The 24865-nt window shown below is 74.3% G+C and carries 22 protein-coding genes and 1 pseudogene; 11 read left to right on the forward strand and 12 right to left on the reverse strand.

The features are described from left to right. The first annotated feature begins 230 nt into the window (after window positions 1-230). A pseudogene (locus tag F7P10_RS27980) lies at window positions 231-1267 on the forward strand (family 2 encapsulin nanocompartment cargo protein polyprenyl transferase). A gap of 7 nt (window positions 1268-1274) precedes the next feature. On the opposite strand, the gene F7P10_RS27985 reads toward F7P10_RS27980, so the two are convergent. Both F7P10_RS27985 and F7P10_RS27990 read right to left on the reverse strand, forming a co-directional pair. Beyond that, complete coding sequence (locus F7P10_RS27985) at window positions 1275-3017, reverse strand: glycoside hydrolase family 3 protein (protein ID WP_151013702.1); 1743 nt, start codon at window positions 3015-3017, stop codon at window positions 1275-1277. Window positions 3018-3285: 268 nt separating this feature from the next. Further along, window positions 3286-4545, reverse strand: coding sequence for an ABC transporter substrate-binding protein (locus F7P10_RS27990; RefSeq protein ID WP_218040161.1), 1260 nt, complete (start codon window positions 4543-4545; stop codon window positions 3286-3288). Between the two features lie 134 nt (window positions 4546-4679). Between F7P10_RS27990 and F7P10_RS27995 the strand changes: the two genes are divergently transcribed. From F7P10_RS27995 to galT, 4 genes are read left to right on the forward strand one after another with little or no spacing between them, the layout of a single operon-like run. Continuing rightward, a complete protein-coding gene (locus F7P10_RS27995; RefSeq protein WP_151013704.1) occupies window positions 4680-7910 on the forward strand; it encodes a nitrate- and nitrite sensing domain-containing protein in 3231 nt (1076 codons plus the stop codon). Next, the gene (locus F7P10_RS28000; RefSeq protein WP_151013706.1) at window positions 7907-8272 is read left to right on the forward strand and encodes a DUF742 domain-containing protein; all 366 of its coding nucleotides are present in this window, start codon (window positions 7907-7909) and stop codon (window positions 8270-8272) included. The genes F7P10_RS27995 and F7P10_RS28000 overlap by 4 nt, the downstream gene beginning before the upstream one ends. Next, a complete protein-coding gene (locus F7P10_RS28005) occupies window positions 8253-8834 on the forward strand; it encodes an ATP/GTP-binding protein (RefSeq protein ID WP_151013708.1) in 582 nt (193 codons plus the stop codon). Before F7P10_RS28000 ends, F7P10_RS28005 begins: the two co-directional genes overlap by 20 nt. Window positions 8835-8843: 9 nt before the next feature. Next, a complete protein-coding gene (gene galT, locus F7P10_RS28010) occupies window positions 8844-9908 on the forward strand; it encodes a galactose-1-phosphate uridylyltransferase (protein WP_151013710.1) in 1065 nt (354 codons plus the stop codon). Here galT and F7P10_RS44700 read toward each other — a convergent pair. Continuing rightward, window positions 9895-11508 (reverse strand): membrane-associated oxidoreductase, encoded by a 1614-nt coding sequence (locus tag F7P10_RS44700; protein ID WP_151013712.1) that lies wholly within the window; start codon window positions 11506-11508, stop codon window positions 9895-9897. The two genes, galT and F7P10_RS44700, sit on opposite strands and share 14 nt — an antisense overlap. A gap of 177 nt (window positions 11509-11685) precedes the next feature. Between F7P10_RS44700 and F7P10_RS28020 the strand changes: the two genes are divergently transcribed. Beyond that, on the forward strand, window positions 11686-12165 hold the full coding sequence (locus tag F7P10_RS28020; protein ID WP_151013714.1) for a hemerythrin domain-containing protein: 480 nt from the start codon (window positions 11686-11688) through the stop codon (window positions 12163-12165). Window positions 12166-12196: 31 nt separating this feature from the next. Here F7P10_RS28020 and F7P10_RS28025 read toward each other — a convergent pair whose 3' ends face one another. The 9 genes from F7P10_RS28025 to F7P10_RS42745 all read right to left on the reverse strand — a co-directional run bounded on the left by F7P10_RS28025 (window position 12197) and on the right by F7P10_RS42745 (window position 20811). Then, window positions 12197-12613 carry a DUF4259 domain-containing protein gene (locus F7P10_RS28025; protein ID WP_176611681.1) on the reverse strand — a complete coding sequence of 139 codons (417 nt, stop codon included), beginning with the start codon at window positions 12611-12613 and terminating at the stop codon, window positions 12197-12199. Window positions 12614-12642: 29 nt separating this feature from the next. After that, entirely contained in the window at window positions 12643-13104 is a 462-nt protein-coding gene (locus F7P10_RS42740) for a hypothetical protein (protein WP_176611682.1), read from the reverse strand. A 217-nt stretch (window positions 13105-13321) separates the two neighbouring features. Further along, a complete protein-coding gene (locus F7P10_RS28030) occupies window positions 13322-14053 on the reverse strand; it encodes a hypothetical protein (protein WP_151013718.1) in 732 nt (243 codons plus the stop codon). 100 nt (window positions 14054-14153) lie between these two features. Next, window positions 14154-14789 (reverse strand): polysaccharide deacetylase family protein, encoded by a 636-nt coding sequence (locus F7P10_RS28040; protein ID WP_151013722.1) that lies wholly within the window; start codon window positions 14787-14789, stop codon window positions 14154-14156. Continuing rightward, on the reverse strand, window positions 14786-16078 hold the full coding sequence (locus tag F7P10_RS28045) for a polysaccharide deacetylase family protein (RefSeq protein ID WP_151013724.1): 1293 nt from the start codon (window positions 16076-16078) through the stop codon (window positions 14786-14788). The genes F7P10_RS28040 and F7P10_RS28045 overlap by 4 nt, the downstream gene beginning before the upstream one ends. Window positions 16079-16113: 35 nt before the next feature. Further along, window positions 16114-17799, reverse strand: a complete 1686-nt coding sequence (locus F7P10_RS28050; RefSeq protein WP_151013726.1) for a polysaccharide deacetylase family protein — start codon at window positions 17797-17799, stop codon at window positions 16114-16116. Beyond that, window positions 17792-19156, reverse strand: a complete 1365-nt coding sequence (locus tag F7P10_RS28055; RefSeq protein ID WP_151013728.1) for a glycosyltransferase family 2 protein — start codon at window positions 19154-19156, stop codon at window positions 17792-17794. The genes F7P10_RS28050 and F7P10_RS28055 overlap by 8 nt, the downstream gene beginning before the upstream one ends. Continuing rightward, complete coding sequence (locus F7P10_RS28060; protein WP_151013730.1) at window positions 19153-20424, reverse strand: nucleotide sugar dehydrogenase; 1272 nt, start codon at window positions 20422-20424, stop codon at window positions 19153-19155. The genes F7P10_RS28055 and F7P10_RS28060 overlap by 4 nt, the downstream gene beginning before the upstream one ends. A 237-nt stretch (window positions 20425-20661) precedes the next feature. After that, window positions 20662-20811 carry a hypothetical protein gene (locus F7P10_RS42745; RefSeq protein ID WP_176611683.1) on the reverse strand — a complete coding sequence of 50 codons (150 nt, stop codon included), beginning with the start codon at window positions 20809-20811 and terminating at the stop codon, window positions 20662-20664. Window positions 20812-21023: 212 nt separating this feature from the next. On the opposite strand from F7P10_RS42745, the gene F7P10_RS28065 reads away from it, so the two are divergent. From F7P10_RS28065 to F7P10_RS28085, 5 genes are all read left to right on the forward strand, one after another. Then, on the forward strand, window positions 21024-21545 hold the full coding sequence (locus tag F7P10_RS28065; protein ID WP_218040162.1) for an NADAR family protein: 522 nt from the start codon (window positions 21024-21026) through the stop codon (window positions 21543-21545). A 63-nt stretch (window positions 21546-21608) separates the two neighbouring features. Next, window positions 21609-21878, forward strand: coding sequence for a metal-sensitive transcriptional regulator (locus tag F7P10_RS28070; protein WP_151013734.1), 270 nt, complete (start codon window positions 21609-21611; stop codon window positions 21876-21878). A 73-nt stretch (window positions 21879-21951) separates the two neighbouring features. Then, on the forward strand, window positions 21952-23337 hold the full coding sequence (locus F7P10_RS28075) for a rhodanese-like domain-containing protein (protein ID WP_151013736.1): 1386 nt from the start codon (window positions 21952-21954) through the stop codon (window positions 23335-23337). 144 nt (window positions 23338-23481) lie between these two features. Next, window positions 23482-24045: a rhodanese-like domain-containing protein gene (locus tag F7P10_RS28080; protein WP_151013738.1), complete on the forward strand. Its 564-nt coding sequence runs from the start codon at window positions 23482-23484 to the stop codon at window positions 24043-24045. Between the two features lie 22 nt (window positions 24046-24067). After that, the gene (locus F7P10_RS28085) at window positions 24068-24850 is read left to right on the forward strand and encodes a sulfite exporter TauE/SafE family protein (protein WP_151013740.1); all 783 of its coding nucleotides are present in this window, start codon (window positions 24068-24070) and stop codon (window positions 24848-24850) included. The last annotated feature ends 15 nt before the right edge of the window (window positions 24851-24865 follow it).

Below are 24865 nucleotides of genomic sequence, written 5' to 3' on the forward strand. Positions count from 1 at the left end.
ACCCGACCGTCCTCCCCGCCGGGGGAACGCATCGCCGGACGCGCCGCGGCACGCCCCGCCGCGCGTCCGGCCCCGGGCCCGGCCGCGGGTGCGCCGTCAGGGGCGCGCATCCGCGGCCGGCCCCCGGCCCCGCGGCCGCCCGGCCCGCGGGTGTCCGGCCCGCGCCCGTCCGGCACGCGCCCGTCCGGCACGTCCAGCCCCCCGAGAACGCCCGCTGAGGGAAGGCCGCCATGTCAGTCTCTTCCTGGAACGACGCGCCGCCGCGCCCGCCCGCCGAGGTGCTGGCGTGGAGCCGGGCGCTGCTCGATCCGGCGCTGCGCGCGGCGGTCGACGACATGCCCCCCGCGACCCGCGCCGTCGCCGCGTTCCACTTCGGCTGGCGCGACGCGGAGGGGCGGCCGGCGACGGGCGACGCGGGCAAGGCCGTCCGCCCGGCGCTGGCACTGCTGTCCGCGGCGGCCGTCGGGGGGCGGCCGCCGCGGCGCTGCCCGCCGCCGTCGCCGTCGAGCTCGCGCACAACTTCTCGCTGCTGCACGACGACGTCATGGACGGCGACACCACCCGGCGGCACCGCCCGACCGCCTGGACGGTGTTCGGCTCGAACGCCGCGATCCTGGCGGGCGACGGGCTGCTCGCGGGCGCGTTCGAGGCCCTCACGAGCGGCCCGTGCCCGGCGCCGTCCGTCCGGACCCTCGGCCGCGCCGTGCTCGAACTCGTCGAGGGGCAGAGCGAGGACCTGTCGTTCGAGCGGCGCGCCGAGGTGCCGCTCGCCGAATGCCTCGCGATGGCGGGCCGCAAGACGGGCGCGCTGCTCGGCGCGTCCTGCGCGCTCGGCGCCGCGCACGGCGGCGCGGACGGCCTGCGCGCCGACCGGCTCGGCTCGTTCGGCGAACGCGTCGGGCTGGCGTTCCAGCTCGCCGACGACCTCCTCGGCATCTGGGGCGACCCGGAGACCACCGGCAAGCCCGTCCACTCCGACCTGCGCAACCGCAAGCAGTCGCTGCCGGTCGTGGCGGCGCTCGCGTCCGGCACCCCGGCGGGGGACCGGCTCGCCGAGATCTACGGGCGCGGCGAGCCGCTCGACGACGCGGCCGCCGCCCGCGCCGCCCGGCTCGTCGAGGAGGCCGGGGCGCGCGAGTGGGCGGCGCGCAAGGCCGCCGACCTGTGCACCGCCGCGCTCGCCGACCTCGACGCCGCCGACCCCGCCCCGGCCCCGGCGGGCGAGCTGCGGGCCCTCGCCCACCTGCTCACCCACCGCGACCACTGAGCGGGCCTCAGTACCGCAGGCCGTGACCGAACGGGTAGCGGTCCCCGATCGTGACCGGGAGGCGGCCGCCCGGCTGCGTCCCGAACACGACCTCGGCCGCGCCCTCGTGCATCGCCATCGACACGCGCTGCGTGCGGCCGGTCGTCCCGTACGTGGTGACGTAGGCGTCCACGTCCGGGTACGCGGTGATGTCGTACGGGAGCCCGGTCGCGACCGCCGCGACCGGCTTACCGGTCGCCCGCAGCGCCCGGACCAGCTTCGCCTGCCCGGCCGGGAGCGTCGCCGACGAGAACGTCGCCACGACGATCCGGTCCGCGCCCTCCGCCGCCCGGACGGCCGCGGCGATCTCCGCGTCCGACGGGTCGAACGACGACGCCTCCCAGCGCGCCACCGGACCGTCCGCGACGGCGTCCAGCGCCCCGGCGAACGGCTCGGTCTGCACGACGCCCGCGACGAGCGTCCGCTCCCCGGACCCGGCGTCGAACGGCAGCACGCCGCCCTCGTTCTTCACGAGCGTCGTCGCCGCGACGCCCATCCGCTCCGCGCGCCGCCGGAACAGCGCGTTGCCCGACACCGCCTCCGCCGCCTCCGGGTTCGCGAACCGGTGCCCGGCCACGCCGTACTCGCACTTCAGGTCGAGGACGCGCCGCACCGACTCGTCCACCCGCGACTCCGGCAGCTCGCCGCTGCGCAGCGCGCCCGCGAGCGCGTCCACCGCCTCGACGCTCGCCGCGTAATCGCCGGTGGACATGATGACGTCCGCGCCCGCCTTGATCGCCATCACGGTCGCGTCGCGGGTGCCCCAGTTCTCGTCGATGGCGTCCATCGCCATGCCGTCGGTGACGATCAGGCCGTCGAAGCCCATCTCCTCGCGCAGCAGCCCCGTCAGGACCTTCGGGGAGAGCGTCGCGGGCAGCTCGGGATCGATCGCCTCCACGATCACGTGCGCCGTCATGATCGCCGGGACGCCCGCGTCGATGGCCGCCGCGAACGGCGGCAGGTGCGTCCGCTCCAGCGTCGCCCGGTCGTACCCGACGGACGGCAGGCCGGTGTGGCTGTCGGTCTCGGTGTCGCCGTGCCCCGGGAAGTGCTTCGGCGTCGCGATCACCCCGGCGTTCCGGTACGCCGACACCTGCGTCGCGACGAGGTCGCGCACCAGGCCCGTCCGCTCGCCGAACGAGCGGACCCCGATGATCGGGTTCTCCGGCCGGGTGTTGACGTCCGCGACCGGCGCGTAGTTCCAGTGGAAGCCCATCGCGCGGGCCTCCGCCGCCGTGATCAGCGCGGCCTCCCGCGCCAGCGCCGGATCGCGCGCGGCCCCGAGCCCCATCGCGTTCGGCAGCGCCGTGGTCCCCTCGCGGACGTTGTGCGTCGTGCCGAACTCGAAGTCCCCGGACGCCAGCAGCGGCAGCCCGAGCCGCGTGTCGCGGGCCCACTCCTGCAGCCGGTTGTTGTACCGGGCCGCGAGGCCGGGCGTCCGCGGTTCCGAGGTGATGAACGAGCCGAGCCCCCGATCCTGGATCAGGTGGCGGGTCTGCTCGTTCGGCATCCCGTCCGGGCCGTCCAGCGTCACCGCCATGACGAGCTGCCCGATCTTCTCCTCGTCCGTCATCCGCGCCAGCGTCGCGTCCGGATCGCAGCGCTGCTGCCGCCGGTCGGACGGCGGCGCCTGCGCGTGGACGGGCACTTGCACGGCCGGGGTCAGCGCGAGTCCGAGGGCCGCGGTGACGACCGCGGGGAGCACCTTCATTTCGCCTCCTCAACTGGTCCGGTCTGGTATAGACCAGTTGATCGGTGGGGTGACCGTCAATGGGAAAAGTTGCCAAGATCACGCTGTCTCCTGACCGGACACCGGCAGAGACGGCCGTTCGGGTCGGCTCTCCCCGAGGTCAGGCCCCGTGCGGACGGACGGTCCGCGCCCGCTCGCCCGTCGGGCGCGGTGGGCGCGGTGGGCGGTCGGCGGTCGGCGGTCGCTCGCGAACGGGCGCCGCCGGACGTCCGTCCCAGGGCGGGGGGCGTCAGCCCTTGATCTCGGTCCAGGCTTGGGTCCAGCGGTCGTACGGGACGCACTCGGCGCCGCGGTCGTCGCCGCACTGCTCGACGGGTGTGCGCCAGAACGCGATGCGGTCGTAGAACTCCCGGTCGCCGACGCGGTAGGTGTCGCAGAAGCCCCGGGCGGTGTACCGGCAGGCCTTCGGGTTCGCGGGCGCCTCGCCGAACCACTGCCCGACCTGCGCCTGCACCTTGGGCGTCGTGATCCAGTTCATCCACCGGTACATGCAGGCCGGGTGCTCGGCCTTCGAGGAGACCATCCAGGTGTCGGACCAGCCGGTGGCGCCCTCGCTCGGGATGGTGGTCGCGACCGGCACGCCCTGGGATTTCGCGAGGTTCGCCGTGACCTGCCAGGCCGTCCCCGCGTAGTTGGCGCCGATCTCGAACGACTGGAGCTCGTCCAGGTAGTTGTGCCAGTACTGGTTGATGTGCGGCCGCTGCCGCTTCAGCAGGTCGACGGCCGCCGCGAACTGCTCCTCGTCCAGCGCGTACACGTCGTCGATGCCTAGTTCGGGACGGTGCGCCTTCAGGTAGAGGGCCGCGTCCGCGATGTAGATGGGGGAGTCGTAGGCCACGACGTGCCCGGCGGCGGGCGAGTCCTCCTCCCACACGACGCTCCAGGACTGCGGTGGCCGGGGCAGCTTGTCCGTCCGGTACATCAGGATGTTCGCGCCGTACCCGTGCGGGACGCCGTACATCTGGCCGTCGACCGAGTTGTACGGCTGATCCTTCAGGTACGGGGCGATGTCGCCGTAGTTCTCGAGCAGCCGCGTGTTGACGGGCGCGACGAGCCCCCCGTAGATCAGCCGCAGGCTCGCGTCCCCGGACGCCGACACCCCGTCGTAGCGTCCGGTCTCCATCAGCGCGACCATCGCGTCGGACGTGTCGGCGATCTTCGCGTTGACCTGGCAGCCGGTCGCCTTCTCGAACGGCGTCACCCAGTCGGTCTCCGGATCGTGCGAGCCGTCCTCGGCGTACCCCGCCCAGACGACCAGGTCGAGGCGCCCCTCGCCCTCGCCGATGTCCTGCCGCATCGGCAGGTCCGGCGGTGCCGCCGTCGCCGCGGAGTCCCCGCCGCCGAAGCACGCGCCGGTCGCGCCCACGGCGAGCGCCAGCGCCCCCGCCGCGAGTACGGTCCGGGTCCGGCGGCGGAGCGGGACCGCGGGACGGGCGCGCGGGACGTCCGGACGGTGCGGAGAGGGCTCACGGGGCTTTTCGGGCGTCACGCCGGATGATCGTAGACGTATTTTCGGTCGTCCGTACACACCTAACGTGATGATCTCGACACAGCGCCCGTCGCGTCCTAGGCTCTCGTGACGCTCCCCCCGAAGATCCCGTACAACCGAAAGTTCCTCCGAAAGTGGCACATCGAGGCGGTCCCGCGGCCCCCGTCGACAAGGCGGTCGAGGCCGTCCCGACCGATGCGGCGCCCGCGGCGCCTGCGAAACACGGCCCCAAGTCCGCACGCTTCCGGTCCATCCGCTTCAAGGTCGTGCTGATGGTCACCGTCTCGGTGGTCTCGCTGGCCGTCCTGTGGTCGTTCGCCGCGAACATCGCGCTCGGCGAGGGCCTGAACCTGCGGCACGTCGAGACCGTCCAGGACCACTACGCCTACCCGGCGGGCGCTCTCGGCAGCGCCCTCCAGGAGGAGCGGCGGCTCACGATGGTGTACCTGGGCAGCCGGGACCCGGGCGACGGCGCGGCGCTGGAGTCCGGACGGCTCGTCACCGACCGGCAGGCCGACCTGTTCCGCCGGCTCGCGCGCGGCGACGACGTTCCCGGACGGACCCTGCGGCTCGCCGACAAGATCCGGCAGGCCCTCGACGGGCTGGGCGAGCGGCGCCGCACCATCGACGCCCGCGGCATCGAACGGCCCCGCGCGTTCGCCGACTACACCACGCTGATCGGCGACGTCGGCGCCCTGCAGGGCTCGCTCGTCACCCTCGACAACGCCGAGGTCGCCCAGGACGCGCGCAGCCAGGCCGAGCTGACGAAGGCCCGCGAGGCCCTCGCGCAGGAGAACGCCTGGCTCGCGGGCGTGCTCGCCGCCCGGCGCATGACGGCCGCCGAGCACGCGACGTTCGTCCAGCTCGTCGGCGCCAAGCGCGTCCTGTACGAGCACGCGGCGGCCGACCTGCGCCCGGAGGACCGCGAGTACTACGAGCGGGTCGCGCGGTTCCCCGCCTACAAGCGCCTCCAGGTGCTCGAGGACCACTTCGTCGAGTCGCGGCGCGCCGCCACCCGCCCCGGCGAGGCCGGCCGGATGTGGAAGAGCACCGTCGACTCCAACATCACCCGGCTGCGCGGGCTCGAACTGTCGCTCGCCGCCAACGCCGAGAAGCGCGCCGAACCGATCTCCGACCGGATCATCACCCGCGTCGTCCTCGCCGGGGTCCTCGGCCTCCTCGCCGTCGCCGCGTCCCTGGTCATCGCGGTGTGGGTGGCGCGCTCGATCATCCGCGAGCTGGCCCGGCTGCGCCGCGAGGCGATCGACCTCGCCGACGTCCGGCTGCCCGACGTCGTCGCCCGGCTCCGCCGCGGCGAGGACGTCGACGCCGCCGCCGAGGCCCCGCCGCTCGCCTTCGCCGCCCGCGAGATCGACGAGGTCGGCGAGGCGTTCAACGCCGCCCGCCGCACCGCGATCGAGGAGGCCGTCGCCGAGGCGGCGCTCCGCCGCAACGTCAGCGAGGTGTTCGTCAACCTCGCCCGCCGCAGCCAGACCCTGCTGCACCGCCAGCTGAAGCTGCTGGACGCCATGGAGCGCCGCATCGAGGAGCCCGACGACCTCGAGGACCTCTTCCGCGTCGACCACCTCGCCACCCGCATGCGGCGGCACGCCGAAGGCCTGATCATCCTGTCCGGGCGGCCGCCCGGCCGCGGCTGGCGGACGCCCGTCGCCGTCGTCGACGTCGCGCGCGCCGCCGCGTCCGAGGTCGAGGACTACACCCGCGTCAACGTCGCCCCGATGACCGGCGCCGCCGTCGTCGGCCCCGCCGTCGCCGACGTCATCCACCTGCTCGCCGAACTGATCGAGAACGCCACCGTGTACTCGCCGCCGCACACCACGGTGCAGGTGCACGGCCAGGCGGTCGCGCACGGCTACGGCATCGAGGTCGAGGACCGCGGCCTGTCGATGGACGCCGCCGCGCTCGCCGCCGCGAACGAGCGGCTCGCGACCGCCGAGGAGTTCGACCTGTCCGACAGCGGACGCCTCGGGCTGTTCGTCGTCGGCCGCCTCGCCCGCCGGCACGGCATCAAGGTCACCCTGCGGACCTCCCCGTACGGGGGCATGACCGCGATCGTCCTGCTCCCCGAGGATCTCGTCGTCCGCCCCGACGAGCCCGAGGGCCCGCCCGCCATCACCACCCGCCGCGCCGAGGAGGCGCTCGTCCCCGCGGGCACCGTCATCGTCCCGCCGCTGCCCGGCGAGGACCGGGGCTCCATCCTCCGCCTCCCCGCCGCGGTGGTGGAGGAGACCGGCACACCGTCCGCCGACGCCGCGGGCCGCGCGGGCAGGCACCGCGCGCCGCTGCCGCGCCGCCGCCGCGGCGCCGAGCCCCCGGCGAGCTCCGAGGTCACCTCTCTCGACGTCCCCCGCCCCGAAGGCCCCGGCTCCGATGGCCCCGGCTTCGATGGCCCCGGTTCCGGTGGCCGCGGTTCCGGTGGTCCCGGTTGGGATGGCCGCAGCTCCGGTGGCGGTTCCGGTGGTCCCGGCTTCGATGGCCGCGGTTCCGGTGGTCCCGGTTCCGGTGGCCGCGGTTTCGATGGCCGCGGTTCCGATGGTCCCGGCTCCGAAGGGTCCGGTTTCGATGGCCCGTGGTCCGTGGTTTCCGCGAGCGACGCTCCGGAGTCCGAGGGCCCGTCGTCCGAGGGTTCGCTTGCCGAAGGTTCGGGTGCGGGCGGCTCGCGTGCCGAGGGCCCGTGGTCGGTGGCCTCGCCGAGCGACGGCCCGGAGTCCGAGGCCGCGTCGGCCGGTGGCTCCCCGTCCGCCGACTCGGGTGCCGACGGCTCGCACGCCGGTGGGGCGCGTGTGGACGGGCCGAGTGCCGAGGGCTCGCCCGGCAGTGGCCCGGGTGCCGATGGCCCGCGTGCCGATGGTTCGAGTGCCGAGGGCTTGACGTCCGGGGGCTCGGCTGCCGGTCCGCGCGTGGTGGATTCGCGCGGGGAAGGTCCGTCCTCGGTGGCCTCGTCGGGCGAAGCACCGGAGTTCGACGGCCCGTCGGCCGGGGGTTCGCCCTCCGAGGGATCGCAGGCCGAGGACTCGCCGTCCGACGGTCCGGAGACCGGCGGTTCGCGTGCCGGACGGGCGCAGGCGGACGGCTCGCGGCCCGAGCGGCAGCGGGCGCTCGGGGACGTCCGGCGGCGCAGGACCGGGGAGCAGCGGCCGCCGCTGCCCAAGCGGGTGCGGCAGGAGAACATGGCGGCGCAGCTCCGCGAGGACGAACCGGCGGCCCGGCCGCCCGCGTCCGACGCGGCCGAAGGCCCGGCGGTCCGGCGCACGCCCGAGGAGGCCCGCGCGATGATGTCGTCCATCCAGCGGGGCACCCGGCGCGGGCGCGCCGAGGTCGAGGACGGCGAGGACTCCGGATGAGCGAATGGCTCGACGACGAGGCCGGACCGATCGTCCGGTCGTACGCGCTGACCCGGGGCCGCGCCCGGCCCGCCGGCGACGAGCCCTTCGACATGATCACCCTCATCGCGGCGGCGTCCCGGCCGCGGGCCGGGACGCCCGGGATCGGCCCCGAGCATCTGCACATCCTCGACATGTGCGCCGAGCCGCAGCCGGTCGCCGAGGTCGCCGCGCGGCTCGAACTGCCCCTCGTCGTCGTCCGGGTGCTCCTGGGGGACCTGCTCGCCCAGCGGCTGATCACGGTCACCCGTCCCCGGCAGGAGAGCCCGCTCTCCAAGGAAAGTCTCCTCAGGGAAGTGCTGCATGGTCTCCAAGCCCTCTGAACCGGTCGCGGTGAAGATCCTCATCGCCGGGGGATTCGGCGTCGGCAAGACGACGCTCGTCGGCGCCGTCAGCGAGATCCGCCCGCTGCAGACCGAGGAGCTGCTGACCGACCGGGGCGTCGGCGTCGACGACATCGAGGGCGTCGAGCAGAAGACGACCACGACGGTCGCGATGGACTTCGGCCGCATCACGATCCGCGACGGACTCGTCCTGTACCTGTTCGGCACGCCCGGCCAGGACCGCTTCTGGTTCATGTGGGACGAGCTGTCGTCCGGGGCGCTCGGCGCGGTGGTGCTCGCCGACACCCGGCGGCTGCCGGACTGCTTCCCGGCCGTCGACTACTTCGAGAGCCGCGGGCTGCCGTTCATCATCGGGGTGAACTGCTTCGACGACGGCTACGACTACGGCGTCGAGGAGATCCGCGAGGCGCTCGACCTGGACCCCGGCACGCCCGTGGTGCTGTGCGACGTGCGAAGCCGCGCGTCCGGCAAGGAGGTGCTGACGAGGCTGGTCAAGCACCTGCTGGAGGTCAATGAGAGCGAGAAGACCGCCGCCCGGTAGCCTGCTGCGGTGTTCCGGACCCGTGCCCGCCTCAGCGACGGCCGAGAGATCGTCTACTACGACGAGAAGCCGGGGCGCGTGCCCGTCCCGGACCCGCGCGGGCTGCCGCCCGTCGAGCCGCTCAGCGAGACGCGCCGCGATCCGCTGACCGGCGACCCCGTCACGATCACCGCCCACCGGAACGCGCGCACGCACCTGCCGCCCGCCGAGGAGTGCCCGCTGTGCCCCGGCGGCCCCGCGTCGGAGATCCCCGACGCGGGCTACGACGTCGCGGTGTTCGAGAACCGTTTCCCGTCGTACGCCGCGGCCACCCCGCTCGTCCCGGCGGCCGTGGACGGCGTCCCGCTGTTCGAGCGCACCCGGGGCGCCGGACGGTGCGAGGTCGTGTGCTTCACCGACGACCACGACGCCGCGCTCGCCCGGCTGCCGGTGTCGCGCGTCCGGACGGTCGTCGACGCGTGGGCCGACCGCACCGCCGAGCTGTCGGCGCTGCCCGGCATCGAGCAGGTGTACGTGTTCGAGAACCGGGGCGTCGAGATCGGCGTGACCCTGCACCATCCGCACGGCCAGATCTACGGGTACCCGTTCGTCGCTCCGCGGACCCGGCGGATGCTCGCGACGGCCGCCGCGCACGACGGCGACCTGTTCGGCGACGTCCTGGCCGCCGAGCGGGCCGGGCCGCGGGTCGTCCGGGCGGGCGAGCACTGGACCGCCTACGTCCCGGCCGCCGCCCGCTGGCCCGTCGAGGTCCACCTGACCCCGCACCGGCACGTCCCCGACCTCGTCGCCCTCGACGCCGCCGAACGGGACGAGCTGGCCGTCCTCTACCGGGACCTGCTGCGCGGCCTCGACGCCCTCTACGGGACGCCGCTGCCGTACGTCGCGGGCTGGCACCAGGCGCCGATCGGGGAGGGCCGCGACCTGCTCCGCCTGCACCTGGAGATGTTCTCGATCCGGCGCGCCGCCGACAAGATCAAGTACCTGGCGGGGTCGGAGTCGGGGATGGCCGCCTGGATCAACGACGTCCCGCCCGAGGACGCCGCCGCGCGGCTGCGCGCGGTCACTGCCGGCTGAGCGTCCGCGTCACCCCGGCCGCGATCGTCGTCGCCAGCACCCAGCCCGTGCTGATCAGCGTGTACCCGAGCCACTGGTGCCAGCCCGCGGGCTTGAACGCCTTCTGCTGCCCGAAGTCGATGATCGGCAGGAGGAGGTCGACGGAGAAGAACAGCGGGTTGAAGTCCGGGTGCTCGTCGGCCTTGAGCGGCGCCGGATGCTCGAACCCGAACGCGACCGTCCCGGCGAGCACGAGCCCGGCGAGCCACGCCGCCGCCCACAGCGGCCGGAACCCGTACCCGACCGTCACGTCCTGCACGTAGCCCCAGACCCGCCGGTACAGGGGCAGCGTCCGGCGGCGCCGCCGCTGCTTCGCGAGCAGGACGTTGCGCGCCGCGATGTCGTCGCCCGCCCGCAGGTACGCGGCCGCGAGCTGCTCGTAGGCGTGCGGGACGAACCCCTCGACGTCCCGTTCGAGCATCGCGATGCGCGCCTTCGCCGGGAGCCGGGGGGCGAGCGACTCGTAGGTGAGCCCGTCCAGCCGGACGCCGCCGCCGAGCGCGCCCGGCCGGACGTGCAGCAGCCCGAACCGTCCGCGGCGCAGGTTCACCAGGCCGGTGATGCGTGTGTCCTTCAGCCACACTTCCCCGATCGTGGAGGCGCTCACGCGCAGGGCTTGACCGGACGGGTGCGAGATGCGGGCATGGCTGAAGGCGAGTTGCCCGGGGATCGTCGCGCCGCGCAGATCGACCTCGCCGTCGAACCTGCCCTGCCGTGCGCGTACGTCCAAGCCGACTGTGAGGTTCTCCGCCTCCAGGGCGCTTCCCTGGGGATGGGGGACGGGATGCGCGAAGTGCGCCTCGCGAAGCTCGAGGCTCAGGCCGATCCGCGCCCCGCGCAGGTTGACCTCGCCCTCCGCCCGCAGGCGGGTGGCCATCACGTTCTGCCCGACACTGACGCTCTCGGCTTCGAGCGCACGCCCTCCGGGGTTGCTGAGCACGGCGCCTTCGAGGTTCAGGTTGCCGGTGATGGTCGCGCTGTTCAGCCGGATCTCGCCGTGGGCCACGAGGCCCGGCGCCCACAGGTCGTCGTCCATCACCGAGTGGTTCAGGTGGACGATCTCGCCCTGGTCCGTCCCCGGAGTGCCGAGGCGGGCGCGTTCGAGGAAGATCGCCCGCGCGATCCGGACGCCGCCGAGGCTCATCCGTCCCGGCACCCGGCAATCGGTGAGCCGCAGCACCCCGTTCACGTGCATGGTGGCCGCGAACAGCCCGGGAAGGTACGACTTGCTGAGGTTGAGCTGAGTCAGGTGCGATCCGTAGAAGTTCGGGACCTCCTCGATGTGGCAGGCCCACAGCCGGATCGGGTGCTCGACCGTGGCGTACCCCAGCTCCAGCACCCCGACGATCCGCGCCCCGGACACCCGGAGCGCCGCGACCTCGCCGTCCTCCCGGGGGCGGAGCAGGAGCCTGCGCAGCACCCAGGCCCGGACGGTGCGCTCGGGCCCCCACGTTCCGCCGTCCTCGACGTCGTCGCCGTCCCGCCAGAAGTCGGCCTTCTCGCCCGTCCGGAACGCCCGCCACACCCGCCGTTCGGCGGCCGTCAGTTCGACCGGCTCCACGCGTCTCCTCCGCCGTCGCGATCACGTGATCAACGGATATACCGGACGTCTCCGCGTTCGTCACGCGACTTCCCGCTATGGTGTGTGAAGCGTCGCGTGCCGGTGGCGGACCGCGTCAGGCATGGAGGCGCCGAACCCGGAAGGTGGTCACGATGACCCTTCCTGCTTTCCCCACCCTTGGCTAGCGGCGACGAGAACAGGCTGGTCGCCTGGAACCGCGAGCTGGAGGCCGTACATCAGCGGCTGCGCGAGGCCCTGCGGATCGCGCGCGAGGAAATCGCCGCCGGGCACGGTGCCGACGCGGCGGCGTCGGCGAGCGCGAACCTGCTGCTGTACTGCCACGGGTTCTGCGCCGCGCTCGGCGGCCACCATGCCGGCGAGGACGGAGCGCTGTTCCCCGAGCTGGCGGAGCGGCACCCCGAGTTGCGGCCCGTCATCGCCAAGCTGGAGCAGGACCACGCGATGATCGGATCGCTGCTCGCCCAGTTCCAGCGGGCGATCGACTCGGGCGCCGCGCCGGAGGTGCTGTCGTCCCACCTGGAGGGGATCGCGGCGATCATGGAGTCGCACTTCCGGTTCGAGGAGCGTCAGCTTCTCGAACCGCTGGCGAAGCTCGACCTGGACGCGGATCCCCGCACCGTCTTCGGGCCGCTGTGAGGCGGGTCCCTCGGGGGCCCGGTCATGCCGGTCATGCCGGGCCCGTGAGCACTCGGCGGTACGGGGCGTGGGCCCGACCGGTGGCGTCGAGCGCGCCCGCGTCGGCCCACAGGTAGTGCCACTCGTTGTCGGCCGGGTCGTCCGCCCGGGCGAACACGCGCGCCGCGAGGGCCCGCAGTTCGTCGTCGGCGTCGAAGGCCAGGCCGTCCAGGTACTCCTTCGCGACGACGCCGAGCGGGACGGACGGGTCCGCGCGTGCGGCCACGAGGCAGGCGGCGGCGAGCGCCGCCGACATCTCGGGCATCTCCACGTAGTCCGTGCTCGCCACGACCTCCTCCATCGCCGCCCGCAGCCCGGCGGTCACCCCGTCCGCCGGGCCCTTGGCGAGGTCGCCGACGAAGTCCAGCGCCGAGTCGTTGTCGAACGGTCCGTGGTCCCACGCGCCCATGTGTCTCCTCCTCGGGTTCGCCTGGGACGTTAGCGGCCGGGGCCGACAGTCCACCGGCGGGCGGAGAGCGGGTGCCGATCGTCCAGGTAACGGGACGGCTCGTGCAGGAAGGATTCCGCGCGGACCTTTCCGTAGATGACGTTCAGCGTGCACAGCACGTACTGCTTGGGGCCGCAGCAGCCTCCGGTCCGATAGGTCCATTGGCGGCGCAGGGACCGGCCCGGCCGCAGCACCAGGGCCGGACGGTTCCCGAAATCGACGCGGAGACCGCCGGGCTCCTCTTCGGCGCCGATTCCCCTGGGGAGTTCGCGCTCCACCCAGGCGCGGGGGCGGAAGTCGTCCCACTCCATCATTTTCACCGTGTGGACGAACGGCGGCGCGTCGTCCGGCAGCGGGAAGGCGGCCGGGACCGAGTTCCGCCGCGCCGCCGCCTTGCCGCCCCGCGACTGCTTCGACCAGGTCGTCTCGATCAACTGCAGGGCGAAGTCCATGCCGCAATGGTCGGGAGAAGGCTCATCCGGGGTCAAGCGGATAAGGGGCCATGCCGGGCACCCGGCCGGTGCTTTCGACCCGATGGGCCGCGTAGCCGGCCGCCCGGCCGGCGCCGCGCGGACGGGCCGAGGTCCCCGCGCCCGTGCACGACTTCGCGCACGCGCCCGGCGGGACGCTCCGTGCTCGCGACCGGCGACGGCCTGTTCGGCGCCGGCGTCAGCGGGCGCGGAACCTGAACTCGAACTCGGACCGGTCGCCGCGCACCCCGACCGAGCCCGGACGGGCGATGGGCCGGTCGCGGCGGCCGTCGTCCACGGCCCGAAGCAGTTCGCGCCCGCCCTGCGCGACCGTGATGACGACCCGGGACGTGCCGGAGACGCGGACGTCGAACCGCTGCCACGCGCCGAACCGGTAGGGGTGCCGCATCTGCGCGAGGGTGAAGTACCGGCCGCCGTTGTCCGGCCCGCCGGTGAGCTTCTTCTTGATGACGAGCAGCCCGTCGCGCCGGTTGAGCGAGGCCACGTACAGCTCGGTCTCGTCCTGGCGGCGCAGCATCACGTGCACGCCGTCGGTGGCGCGCGCGTCGTCGGGGAGGAGGCGGAGATGCCGGAACTCCAGAGTGATGCGGGGGTCGCGGTAATCGGCCCGGTGCGTGTTCATCCGGAAGACGCTCGACCCGGTGCCGTTCGACGATGTCGCGTTCGGCGTCCGCGTGTCCGGCGGGCCCGTCCACAGGAGGCCGCCGCGGGTGAAGAGGGAACCGCTCGTCACGTCCCAGGTCGGGGAGCGTCGCGCGTCCCCGGCGTCCGGATTCCAGTGCGCGTACTCGTTGGTGACGAGGCGGCCGGGGGGAAGCGCGCCGTCCTCCGGGCGGGTGAGAGCGCAGCCGGCCCACACGACCGGGACGGCCCCGGCGACGGCGCCCGCGACGATCAGCCGGCCGCGCATCAGCCCGGCAGCGCCGTGCAGAACCCGCGCGCCCGCAGCCCGCGGATGATCGGCGGGAGGGCCCGGACGGTCGCGTCCGAACCGGCGACGCCGTCGTGCATCAGCACGACCGCGCCCGGCTCGGCGCGGGTGAGGACGGTCGCCGCGATCTCCTCCGGCAGGCGTCCCCGCCAGTCGTGCGTGTCGATCGTCCAGCGCACCACCCGCATGCCGAGCGCGCGCGCCTCCGCCTCCACCGTGGCGTCGCCGGCCCCGAAGGGGGCCGCAGCAACGTGGGACGGGGCGCGCCCGCCTTCTCGATCGCGGCGGACGTGTCCGCGAGCTGCCTGCGGACCTGCGCGGGCGTCAGGTCGGTGAGGTGCGGGTGGTTCCAGCTGTGGTTCTCGACGCGATGCCCCTCGGCGACGATCTCGCGGACGAGGCCGGGCCGCGCGGCGGCCTTCTCCCCGGTCACGTAGAAGACGGCGCGGGCGTCGTGCGCCCGCAGCACCTCGAGGACCTGCGGGGTGTAGGCGTCCGGGCCGTCGTCGAAGGTCAGCTCGACCCGCCCGCGCTCGCAACGGTTGGCGGTGCTCGCGGGCGCGAGCATCCCGGGGGTGAGGACGTCGCGGGCCTCGGCGGCGCGCGCGGGCGCGTCGCCGCCGCCCGGCGCGAACTCCTGCCAGGTCAGGGGGACGACGACGGCCAGGGCGAGCAGCCCGAAGCCCAGCTCGAGAAGGTGTCGGCGCACGATCATGCATCCAGGTCCGTGAGGGAGAAATCGTCGACGGTGAGGGTGCCGGTGCCCGGGAGCGCGACGCCGAAGCTGAGGTGCGTCGCTCCGTCCGGGATCGGCGGAGTCGTGACCAGGGATCGCTGCCAGGTACCAGTCTCGGCGAGCGCGGGCCCGTTCGTCCAGAACGTCCAGACACCACTGGCGGTGCGGTAATAGATGCTCATCTTCGCCCTCACAGTGCCGGGCCAGGAACCCTTGAACCAGACGCCGAGTTCGTACCTGTGTCCCGGTATGGCGGTGGGGGCGCACGTACCCGCGTCTTGGCGGGTGACGAGTTTCCGGTCGCCGGAGATACGCGACGTGACCTCGACCTGGTACGCGTATTGGCCGGTGCGCGCGTCCTGGGACCGCGTCCAGACGAAGGTGTTCTCGCCCCAGCCGCCTTCCTGGAAGCACGCAGGGACCCCGCTCGGCGGGGCTTCGAGTGACGGGTTCCGCACCTGCGCCGGCGACCCCGTGACGGGCGGCCGCACCGCGCCCCCGACGACCTCCCCGACCGTCCGCACGACCGTGCCGCCGGGCGCCCTCCCCTGCAGCCAGTCCAGGAACGCGTCGAGCGTCGCGGGCGTCACGGCGTACACGTCGCCGCAGCCGTCGCACACGTGGTGGAACACGAGCGGCACCCATCCGCCCCCGGACTGCTCGGCCTGCGTCACGTACCCCTTGAGCTGGTCGAGCGTCGTGCCCGTCCGGACCGATGCGGGCGTGCGGACGGCGTACGGCGCGGCGGGCGGGACCGTCTCGGCGCGGTCGCACCCGGCGCAGCCGCCCGGCGAGACGAGGCCCCCGACCGTCCGCGCGCTGTTGTACCCGCAGTGCTCCGCGACGTTCATCGAGTCCTGGTCCACCGCGCCGAAGGGGTAGGCGAAACTCCGCACCTCGAACCCCATGCCGAGCAGCGCCGCCCTGTCGTCGCACACCTGCCGCCGCTTCTCCGCCTCCGGCAGCGACGGCACGTTCGCGTGCGTGAGGGTGTGCCCGCCTATCTCGTGCCCGCCGGACGCGAGCGTCCGCATCTGCGCGAGCGACATGTAGCCCGGCACGTCCACGCGAGAGCTGTTGACGTAGAACGTGCCGTCCATGCCGTGCGCGTCCAGGATCGGACGGGCGACGTCGTACTGGTCCCGGTGCCCGTCGTCGAACGTGAGGGACACGACCGTGCCCGGCGCGCCGTGCGCCGGGACGGCGGTCAGCGCGGGGACCAGCAGGAGCGCGGCCGCGGCGGCGGCCGGGCGTCGGAGCGAAGGCATCGTCGCCTCTTTCGGTGAGTGCCGGGGCGGCGCGATCAGCGGCCCCGGAGCGGGACGAACGTGGGGTCGTGGAACGTCACCGTCCGGCCGCCGCGCGCCGTGATCCCGAGCACCACGCCGCCGCGGTCGACCGGCGGCCCCGTCCCGCCGGACAGGACGGCGCGCAGCGGCCCGCCGCCCTCGACGGAGACCGTCAGCCGGTCCCCGCGCACCTCGATCGCGACGTCGCGGGCCCCGTCGCCGCCGTCCCCGCCGTCCAGCCCGGTCCGGCCGAGCGGCACCGGGGCGCCGCCGATCCGCTGCCGCGCCACCACCGCGCCGTCGCCGACGACGACCTCGACGCGGCCGGGATGCCCGGCGCCCGCACCGTCCCGGACCGCGACGACCGCACCCGACCGGGGGGTCAGCCCCGAGATCGACGCGGTCACCCGGTAGTCCCTCCACCGCGCGGTGTTGGGACCCCCTTCGGCGGTGCCGCCCAGCACGCACGTGCCGTACCGCTCGCCGCCGACCCGCAGGTCGGCGCCGTGCCGCCCGCATGTCACGCCGTCCCCGCGCCAGGGCAGCGCCGCGAGGGCGTGCGGCGGGGGAGCGGGCACCGCGCGGCGGACCAGCTCCAGCAGCCCGGCCGCCGACGTGGTGTGCCGGACGCCCACCCGGCCCGCCCGGAGCGGCGGCGCGTCCGCGCCGATCGCGTCCACGTGCCCGTCCGGGACGCCCTCGCCCGTGAACGCGACCCGGAACCCGGCCTCCCGGAGCAGGCCCGGCAGCGCCGCGGCGGCGCGCCGGTCGTTGCCGGTCGCCTCCCCGAACGGGTACGAGAACGCGGCGACCTCGTGGCCGAGCGTCCGGCGGAAGAACTCCTGCGACCGCTCCAGATCGGCGCGGACGCGCGAGCGCCACGCGTCCAGGGTCTCCGGCCGCCCGCCCGCGACGATCCGGTTCGGCAGCGGCGCGCCCACGTCGCCCGGGATCCGGACGCGCTCGTGCAGCGCGTGCGTGTGCGAGCCGAACTCCCACCGGCCGGTCGCGGCGAGCGCCCGCACCTGCTCGGTCGACAGGTGGTACGACGGCGTGCCCGGTTCGACGATCCGTCCCGTCGGCAGGAACGCGGTCGCCGTGAACCCGTGCTTCTCGAGGACGGGGTCGGCGTCCGTCCAGTCGGTGATGCGCCCGTCGTCGAACGTGAGCAGGAGCGCGCGCGGGGGCAGCCGGACGGGCCGTCCCCGCAGGAGGTCTAGGACGTCCCGGAGGCGCACGGTCTCGTACCCGGCGGCGTCCAGCGCGGCCATGTGCTTCCCGAACAGCTCCCGCGTGAGCGTGCCCTGCGCGCCGTCGCGGTCGTCCACGCCGTGGTAGGTCAGCGCGACGACCGTCCCCGGGTGCGCGGGCAGCGCGTCGGCGGCCCGCAGGACGGCCGGGTCGAGCCGGACGGCCGCCGCCTCGGCCTGCCCGGGGTCGAACGGGCGGCTGATCGACACCCACGTCACCATCGCGAGCGCGAGCGAGCACAGGAACACGAACCCGAGGAGCGCCCGGAACCCGCGCGGCTGCTCCGGCGGCGGCCGCTCCCACGGCGCGGGGTCGCCCCCCGCGCCCGCCGTGTCCGCCGCGCCGGGCTCGTCCGGGGCGTCCGGGGTGTCCGCCGCGTTCGGCTCGACGGATCCGTTCGTCGGGTCAGCGGCGTCCGCCGGGTCGGGTTCGTTCGTCGGGTCAGCCATCGCCGCCGCCCGTCGCGCCATGGACCCGCAATGTGCGCGGGACGACCGGGGTCGGGGCCGGAGGCCCCGCGTCCTCGTCGCGGGTGCCCCACTTGCCGTCCCGGATCCGGGCGATCGCCCACAGGAGCTGGGGGGAGAACGCCACGTAGAAGAACGTCCCGACGAACGCGTAGATCCACAGGCCGTCGTTGCGCAGCATCCGGTACAGCAGCGCGTACCCCATCGCCACCAGGTACAGGCCGAGGAAGTACACCAGCGGGAACCGGCCGCCCGCGAGCGGCGCCAGCAGCCCGTACAGGACGACGAGGGGGCTGAGCATCCCGGCGATCGTCTGCACGGCGACCGACGGCAGCGCGCGGGTCCGGCTCCGCCAGATGTGCGCGAGCAGCAGCGGGCCCTCCCGGCTCCACGACTTCTTCCACCGGAGCTGCTGCCGGAAGAACTTGCGGTACCGGTCGGGCGCGTCCGTCCACGCCTCGGCCCGCGCGTCGTACCGGGTCGTCCAGCCCGTTTTGATCACCCGGTTGGTCAGCGCCCGGTCGTCGCCGTAGGTGCACTCGACGCCGAGGAAGCGCTGGTGCTCCCACTCGTCCAGCAGCGGCGCGATGGCCTCCCGCCGGTACGCCGCGAAGCAGCCGGAGCAGCACGTCACCGCGCCCAGCACCGACTCGGCGCTCTTGAGCAGCTGGAACGACACGTAGTACCGGGCCGCCTGCATCCGGGTCAGGACGTTGCGCTCCGCGTTGCGGACGTAGGTCAGCCCGGAGATCGCGCCGACCTTCGGGTCGGCGAAGCCCTGGACGAGGCGGCGCACCGAGCCGGGCGCGGGCATCGAGTCGGAGTCGACGAACACCAGGATCTCCGCCGAGGTCGCGCGGATCCCGGCGGCCATCGCGGCCCGCTTGCCCCGGTTCTCGCCGAGGTCCACGCACCGCACCCGTCCGTCCGGGTACTCCGCGGCGGCCTTCTCCATGTGCGCCCACGTGTCGTCGGTCGACCCGTCGTTGACGACCACGACCTCGAGCCTGTCCTCGGGGTAGACGAGGCCGAGGCAGGAATGGATCGTCCGGGCGACGGCCTCGCCCTCGTTGTAGGCGGGCACGACGATGGCGACCGACGGCGTGATGCCGGCGTCGCGCGGCGGCCGGTAGCAGGCGGCCAGCGCGAACCGGCTCAGCACGTACCCGCTGACCAGCACCGTGTATGCCGACAGCAGCAGGTCGCCGCGCAGGTAGGCCAGCTTCACGCCGACGTGCCAGGCGATCAGCGCGCAGATCGCGGTGACGCACAGCAGCGCGCCCAGCGCGGTGAGCCTCCCGGTCCGGGATCGGGCCGGGAGGCCGGGGGGACGCTTCACAGCGCCACGCGCCGGGACGCGCCGGGGAACCGGTAGGTCGCGTCCAGGACGAGCTGGTCGTGCGGCAGCGCGCCCGGATCGAGGCCGGGCTGCGGGGTGTGCGCGATGACGAGGTCGGCGGGCCGGGGCTCGACCGACGCCAGCTTCGTTCCGCCCCCGGTGACCAGCTCCGGGACGAGCGGGTCGTGGTAGGCGACGGCGGCGCCCGCCGCGAGCAGCCCGTCGATGACCTCCAGCGCGGGCGACTCCCGCAGGTCCTCCACGCCCGGCTTGTACGCGACGCCGAGCACCAGGACGTCCGCGCCGGCCAGCCCGCGCCCCGCGTCCGACAGCACCTGCCGGGACCGCTCGACGACCTGGCGGGGGCGCGCCGCGATGGCGTTCATCGCGGCCGCGACCACCGGCGGGTGCAGCCGGTCGCCGCGCAACTGCCACAGCAGGTAGTGCGGGTCGCAGGGGATGCAGTGCCCGCCCGCGCCAGGTCCGGGGAAGAACGGCATGTACCCGTACGGCTTCGTCGCGGCCGCCTCGATGACCTCCATGACGTCGAGGCCGAGCACGCCGGCCGCGTCCGCGAACTCGTTGACGAGCGCGATGTTGACCGCCCGGAACGTGTTCTCCAGCAGCTTCGTCATCTCCGCCGCCTCCGCGGACGCCACCCGGTGCAGCCGCTCGGCGTACCGTCCGAGCACCCCGGCGGCCCGTGCCGCGCACCTGGGCGTGACGCCCCCCACCACCCGCGGGACGTCCTCGTGGGCGTGCCGGTCGTTGCCGGGGTCGATCCGCTCGGGACTGAACGCGACGAACACGTCCGTCCCGACCCGCAGCCCCCGCGCGGCGAGCGGCGCCACGAGCATGTCGTGCGTCGATCCCACGTACGTCGTGGACGTCAGGACGATCGTCTGCCCGGGCCGCGCGTGCGCGACGGCCGTCGCGCACGCGGCGCCGAGCGCCCCGAGGTCGGGCACGAGGTGCCGGTCCACGGGCGTCGGCACGCAGATCAGCACCGCGTCGGCGGCGGCCGCCGCGGCGGGATCGTCGGTGACGGCCAGCGCGTCCCCCGCCGCGCGCAGCCGCTCGTGGTCGGAACGCAGCAGGTCGACCCGCCCGCCGCGGATGTCCTCGAGTCGCCCGGTGTCCAGGTCGACGCCGAGGACCCGCAGGCCCCGGGCGTGGAACGCGAGCGCGGTCGGCAGGCCTACATAGCCGAGCCCGATGACGGCGACGTCGTAGGTCGGAGCCTCGGTGGGCAGGGCGGCAGAGGGCATGTACGCAAGATCTCCCCGTGGTGGTGCTCCATGCGCGGAGCACGGCAAGCCGATGGCAAAGGCGTAGTAAATGCTCTTTGGCCATCGTTTGGCGGGGGACCGCACCGCGACGTATATCCCCTACGTCAGTTGCGGGGTGACGTGTTGCACATCACTCGCGATCATGCCCATGGGCCATGCCGGAACGCCGTGACCCGCCCGAGGGGGGCGGGTCACGGCGTTCCGGCGCCGGCCGGTTCAGAGCTCGGCCAGCTCGTCCTCGCCCGAGCCGGACGACTCGGCCGACGATACGGACGCGGTCACCCGCTCCGGCTCGGCGTCCGCGGAGCCCGCCGAGGGCCACGCGTCGAGCTGGGTACGACGAGGGTTCGCCAGAGGGCTGTCCATTTCTGCTTCTGTCCTCCCGTAGACGCTTCTCGGTGGCTCGGCCTACCGAAATAAGGAGATCTTCTCCGATGACCCACCCGGTTCGGCAAAATGGTCTAGACCTCGATCCGGTGGCGGATCATCCGCCTCCGTGATAACACGGCCATTCCATGATCAATTCCGTCCCGGGAAAACCGGTCGCCGCACCGCGTCCGTCCTGGCACTCTCGCCCCATGGACGTCCCCGAGTTGATCGCCCTGCAGCGGACCGGCGCCCGCCTGAAGTTCCTGTTCTTCTGGAGCCACCGCGGCCCCACCGGATGCCTGAGCCAGTGGCACGCGTCCCCCTTCACGGTGGACGGCGTCCGGTACGCGACGGCCGAGCACTACATGATGGCGGAGAAGGCGCGCCTCTTCGGGGACGAACGCGCCGCGGCGGCGATCGTGGCCGCCCCGCACCCCGGCGGCGCGAAGGATCTCGGCCGCCGCGTCACCGGCTTCGACGAGGCGGTGTGGCGCGAGCACCGGCTCGGCATCGTCGTCCGCGGCAACCTCGCCAGGTTCACCGAGCACGACGACCTGCGCGCCTACCTGCTCGGCACTCGCAGCCGGATCCTCGTCGAGGCGAGCCCGCTCGACCGCGTGTGGGGCATCGGTCTGGCCGCCGACGACCCGCGTGCCGACCGCCCCGACGCCTGGCGCGGCCAGAACCTCCTCGGCCAAGCCCTCATGACCGTCCGCGACACCCTGGCCTGACGGCCGGGAATATACCCCTGGGGGTATCCGTTGTCGCAGATGAAGACGATGAAGGGGAGCCCGATGGAGATGGATGCGACCGTCCTGGCCGATGCCCTCACCCGGTTGAAGCGGGCGCACGGCCAGCTCGGCGGGGTGATCGGAATGGTGGAGAACGGCGAGGACTGCGAGCAGGTCCTCATCCAGCTCGCCGCCGTCTCCAAGGCGCTCGACCGCGCCGGATTCAAGATCATTTCTACCGGGCTGGAGCAGTGCCAGGTCGCGCGCGAGCGCGGCGAGAAGCCGCCGATCACTCCGGAGCGGCTGGAGAAGCTTTTCCTCTCCCTGTCCTGACGAGCCGAACGACCCGGGGCCGCGCCGACGTGTGTCCCGCGGATACCCCCCGGGGTATATGAACGGAGGAACGATGACGATCCGGACCGAGGTGGTCGAGACCTCCTCCCTCGGCGACCGCAGCTACCTGGCCCACGACGGTCGGGTGGCGCTCGTGGTCGACCCGCAGCGCGACGTCGACCGCGTCCTGGCGCTCGCCGGACGGCTCGGCGTCCGCATCACGCACGTCGCCGAGACCCACCTGCACAACGACTACGTCTCCGGCGGGCTCGCCCTCGCGAAGGTGACGGGCGCCGCGTACCTGGTGGCCGCCGCCGACGACGTCCGGTTCGACCGCACTCCCGTCACCGACGGCGACGAGATCGCGGTCTCCCCGACCATGCGCGTCTCCGCCGTCGCCACACCCGGCCACACGTTCCATCACCTCTCCTACGTCCTGTCCGGACCGGACGGCCCGGAGGGCGTGTTCACCGGCGGCTCCCTGCTGTTCGGCACCACCGGCCGCACCGACCTCCTCGGCGAGCGGCACGCCCGCGACCTCGCCCACCGCCAGCACGCCTCGGCCCGCCGCCTCGCCGACCTGCTCCCCGACGGCGCGCAGGTCTGGCCCACGCACGGCTTCGGCAGCTTCTGCTCCGCCGCGCAGTCGGACGCGCCCGCGTCCACGATCGGCCGGGAGCGCGGCACCAACCCGGCCCTGCGCCTCGAAGCGGACGACTTCGTCACCGAGACCCTCGCCGGCCTCGACGCGTACCCCGCCTACTACGCCCACATGGGCGCGCGGAACACCGAGGGCGCCGGCCTGATCGACCTGACCCCCGCCGCGACCGCCGACCCCGCCGAACTCCGCGCCCGCATCGACGCGGGCGAATGGGTCGTCGACCTGCGCTCGCGCAAGGCGTTCGCCCACCGGCACCTCACCGGAACCCTCAGCTTCGGCCTCGACGGCCCCATGGCGACATGGCTCGGCTGGCTGATCCCCTGGGGCGCGCCCGTCACCCTCCTCGGCGACGGCCCCGAGCAGATCGCCGAGGCCCAGCGGGAACTCGCGCGCATCGGCATCGACCGTCCGTCCGGCGCCGCCACCGGCGACCCGCTGACCTGGGCGGACGGCGACCCGGGACGCACGAGCGGCCTCCCCGTCGCGACGTTCGCCGACCTCGCCGCCGCCCGCGCGGGCCGCACGCCCGGCGACCTGCCCGCCGCGGACGTCGTCCTCGACGTCCGGCTGGCCGGCGAGTGGCGCGAGAGCCACGTCTCCGGCGCCGTGCACGTCCCGCTGCCCGAACTTCCCGCGCGCCTCGACGACGTCCCGCCCGGCACCGTGTGGGTGCACTGCGGCTCCGGCTACCGCGCCGCGGCCGCCGCCGCCCTCCTCGCGCGCGCCGGACGCACGGTCGTCCACATCGACGACGCCTACGCGGGCGCGGCCGACACGGGCCTCGCCCTCGCCGCCTGAACGAAGCGATCACTCCTTCAGCCGACCAGCAGGGGCACGATCTTTCATCAGGGCTCACAGCCCAGGAGCGCATAGTGCTCACCCGCTGGCGGACCACTCAGGAGTCTGCCCGATGGCAACTCCCAAGACTGATCAGGAACGCACATGACCCTGGACACCGCCGCCCTGCGCCACCTCCTCGGCTCCCCGGACGCGCCGCACGTCGTCGACGTCCGCACGCCCGCCGAGTTCGAGAGCGTGCGCATTCCCGGTGCCCGCAACGTCCCCCTCGACCTGCTCCGCGAGCACGCCGCCGAACTGCGCGACCGCCTCGACGAGCGGACCGTCCTGGTCTGCCGCTCCGGCGCCCGCGCCGAGCAGGCCGCGCGGACGCTCGCCGACGCCGGCCTGCCCGGCCTGCGCGTCCTGTCCGGCGGCGTCGCCGCCTGGCAGGCCGACGGCGCGCCCGTCCTGACGGGCCGACCGCGCTGGGACCTCGAACGCCAGGTGCGGCTCGTCGCGGGCTCGATCGTCCTGACGTCGGTCCTGGCCAGCACGATCGTCCCCCGCGCGAAGTGGGCCGCCGGGGCCATCGGCGGCGGCCTGACGTTCGCCGCGCTCTCCAACACCTGCGCGATGGGCACGGCCCTGTCGAAGCTCCCGTACAACCGCGGCCCCCGCACCGGCATCGCCGACGTCCGGGCCGCCCTCCACGCAACCGGCGGCTGAACCGCCCGCGGAAGGAGTCCCGATGACGGTCGTCCTGTTCCTCGGTGCGCTGATCGGCGTGCTGCTCGGCCTGCTGGGCGGCGGGGGCTCCATCCTGGCGGTGCCCGCCCTGGTCTATGGTGCCGGACTCCCGCTGTCGGCGGCCATCCCGGCGTCCCTGCTGGTGGTGGGGATCTCCTCGGCGACCGCCGCGCTGCCGCGGATCCGCGCCGGAGAGGTCCGGTGGCGCATCGCGGGCGTCGTCGGCGGTGCGGGCGCGGCGGCGGCGATCGGCGGCGCCGCGCTCGGCCGGCTGCTGCCGGACCAGGCGATCATGTTCGGGTTCGCGGCGCTGATGGTGGCCGCGGGAGCGCGCATGCTCACCGGGGAGGCCCCGCAGGGCGGGGCCTGCGCCCTGCCGGGCGGCGGTGTGAACTGGCGCAGCTGCCTCCCGAAGTCGCTCGCCGCCGGGGCGGTCGTCGGGGTCCTGACGGGCCTGTTCGGTGTCGGCGGCGGGTTCCTCGTCATCCCCGCGCTCGTCCTCGGCCTGGGCCTGCCGATGGCGGCGGCCGTCGGCACCTCGCTCGTCATCGTGGCGGTCAACGCCGCCGCCGGTTTCGCGGTCCACGCGGGCGACGCCGCCCTCGACCCGTGGGTCGTGGGCGGCTTCACCGTCGCCGCCGTCGCCGGCTCGCTCGCCGCCGCACGCCTGGCGCACCGCGTGAACGCCGACCGGCTGCGCCGCGCCTTCGCCGTGTTCGTCTTCGTGGTGGCGGCGTTCGTCACCGTCCAGACGATCCTGTCCCCCGGAACCCTCGCGTCCTGACGACCGGGGACCGCC

Source organism: Actinomadura sp. WMMB 499, from assembly GCF_008824145.1.
Lineage (GTDB): Bacteria > Actinomycetota > Actinomycetes > Streptosporangiales > Streptosporangiaceae > Spirillospora.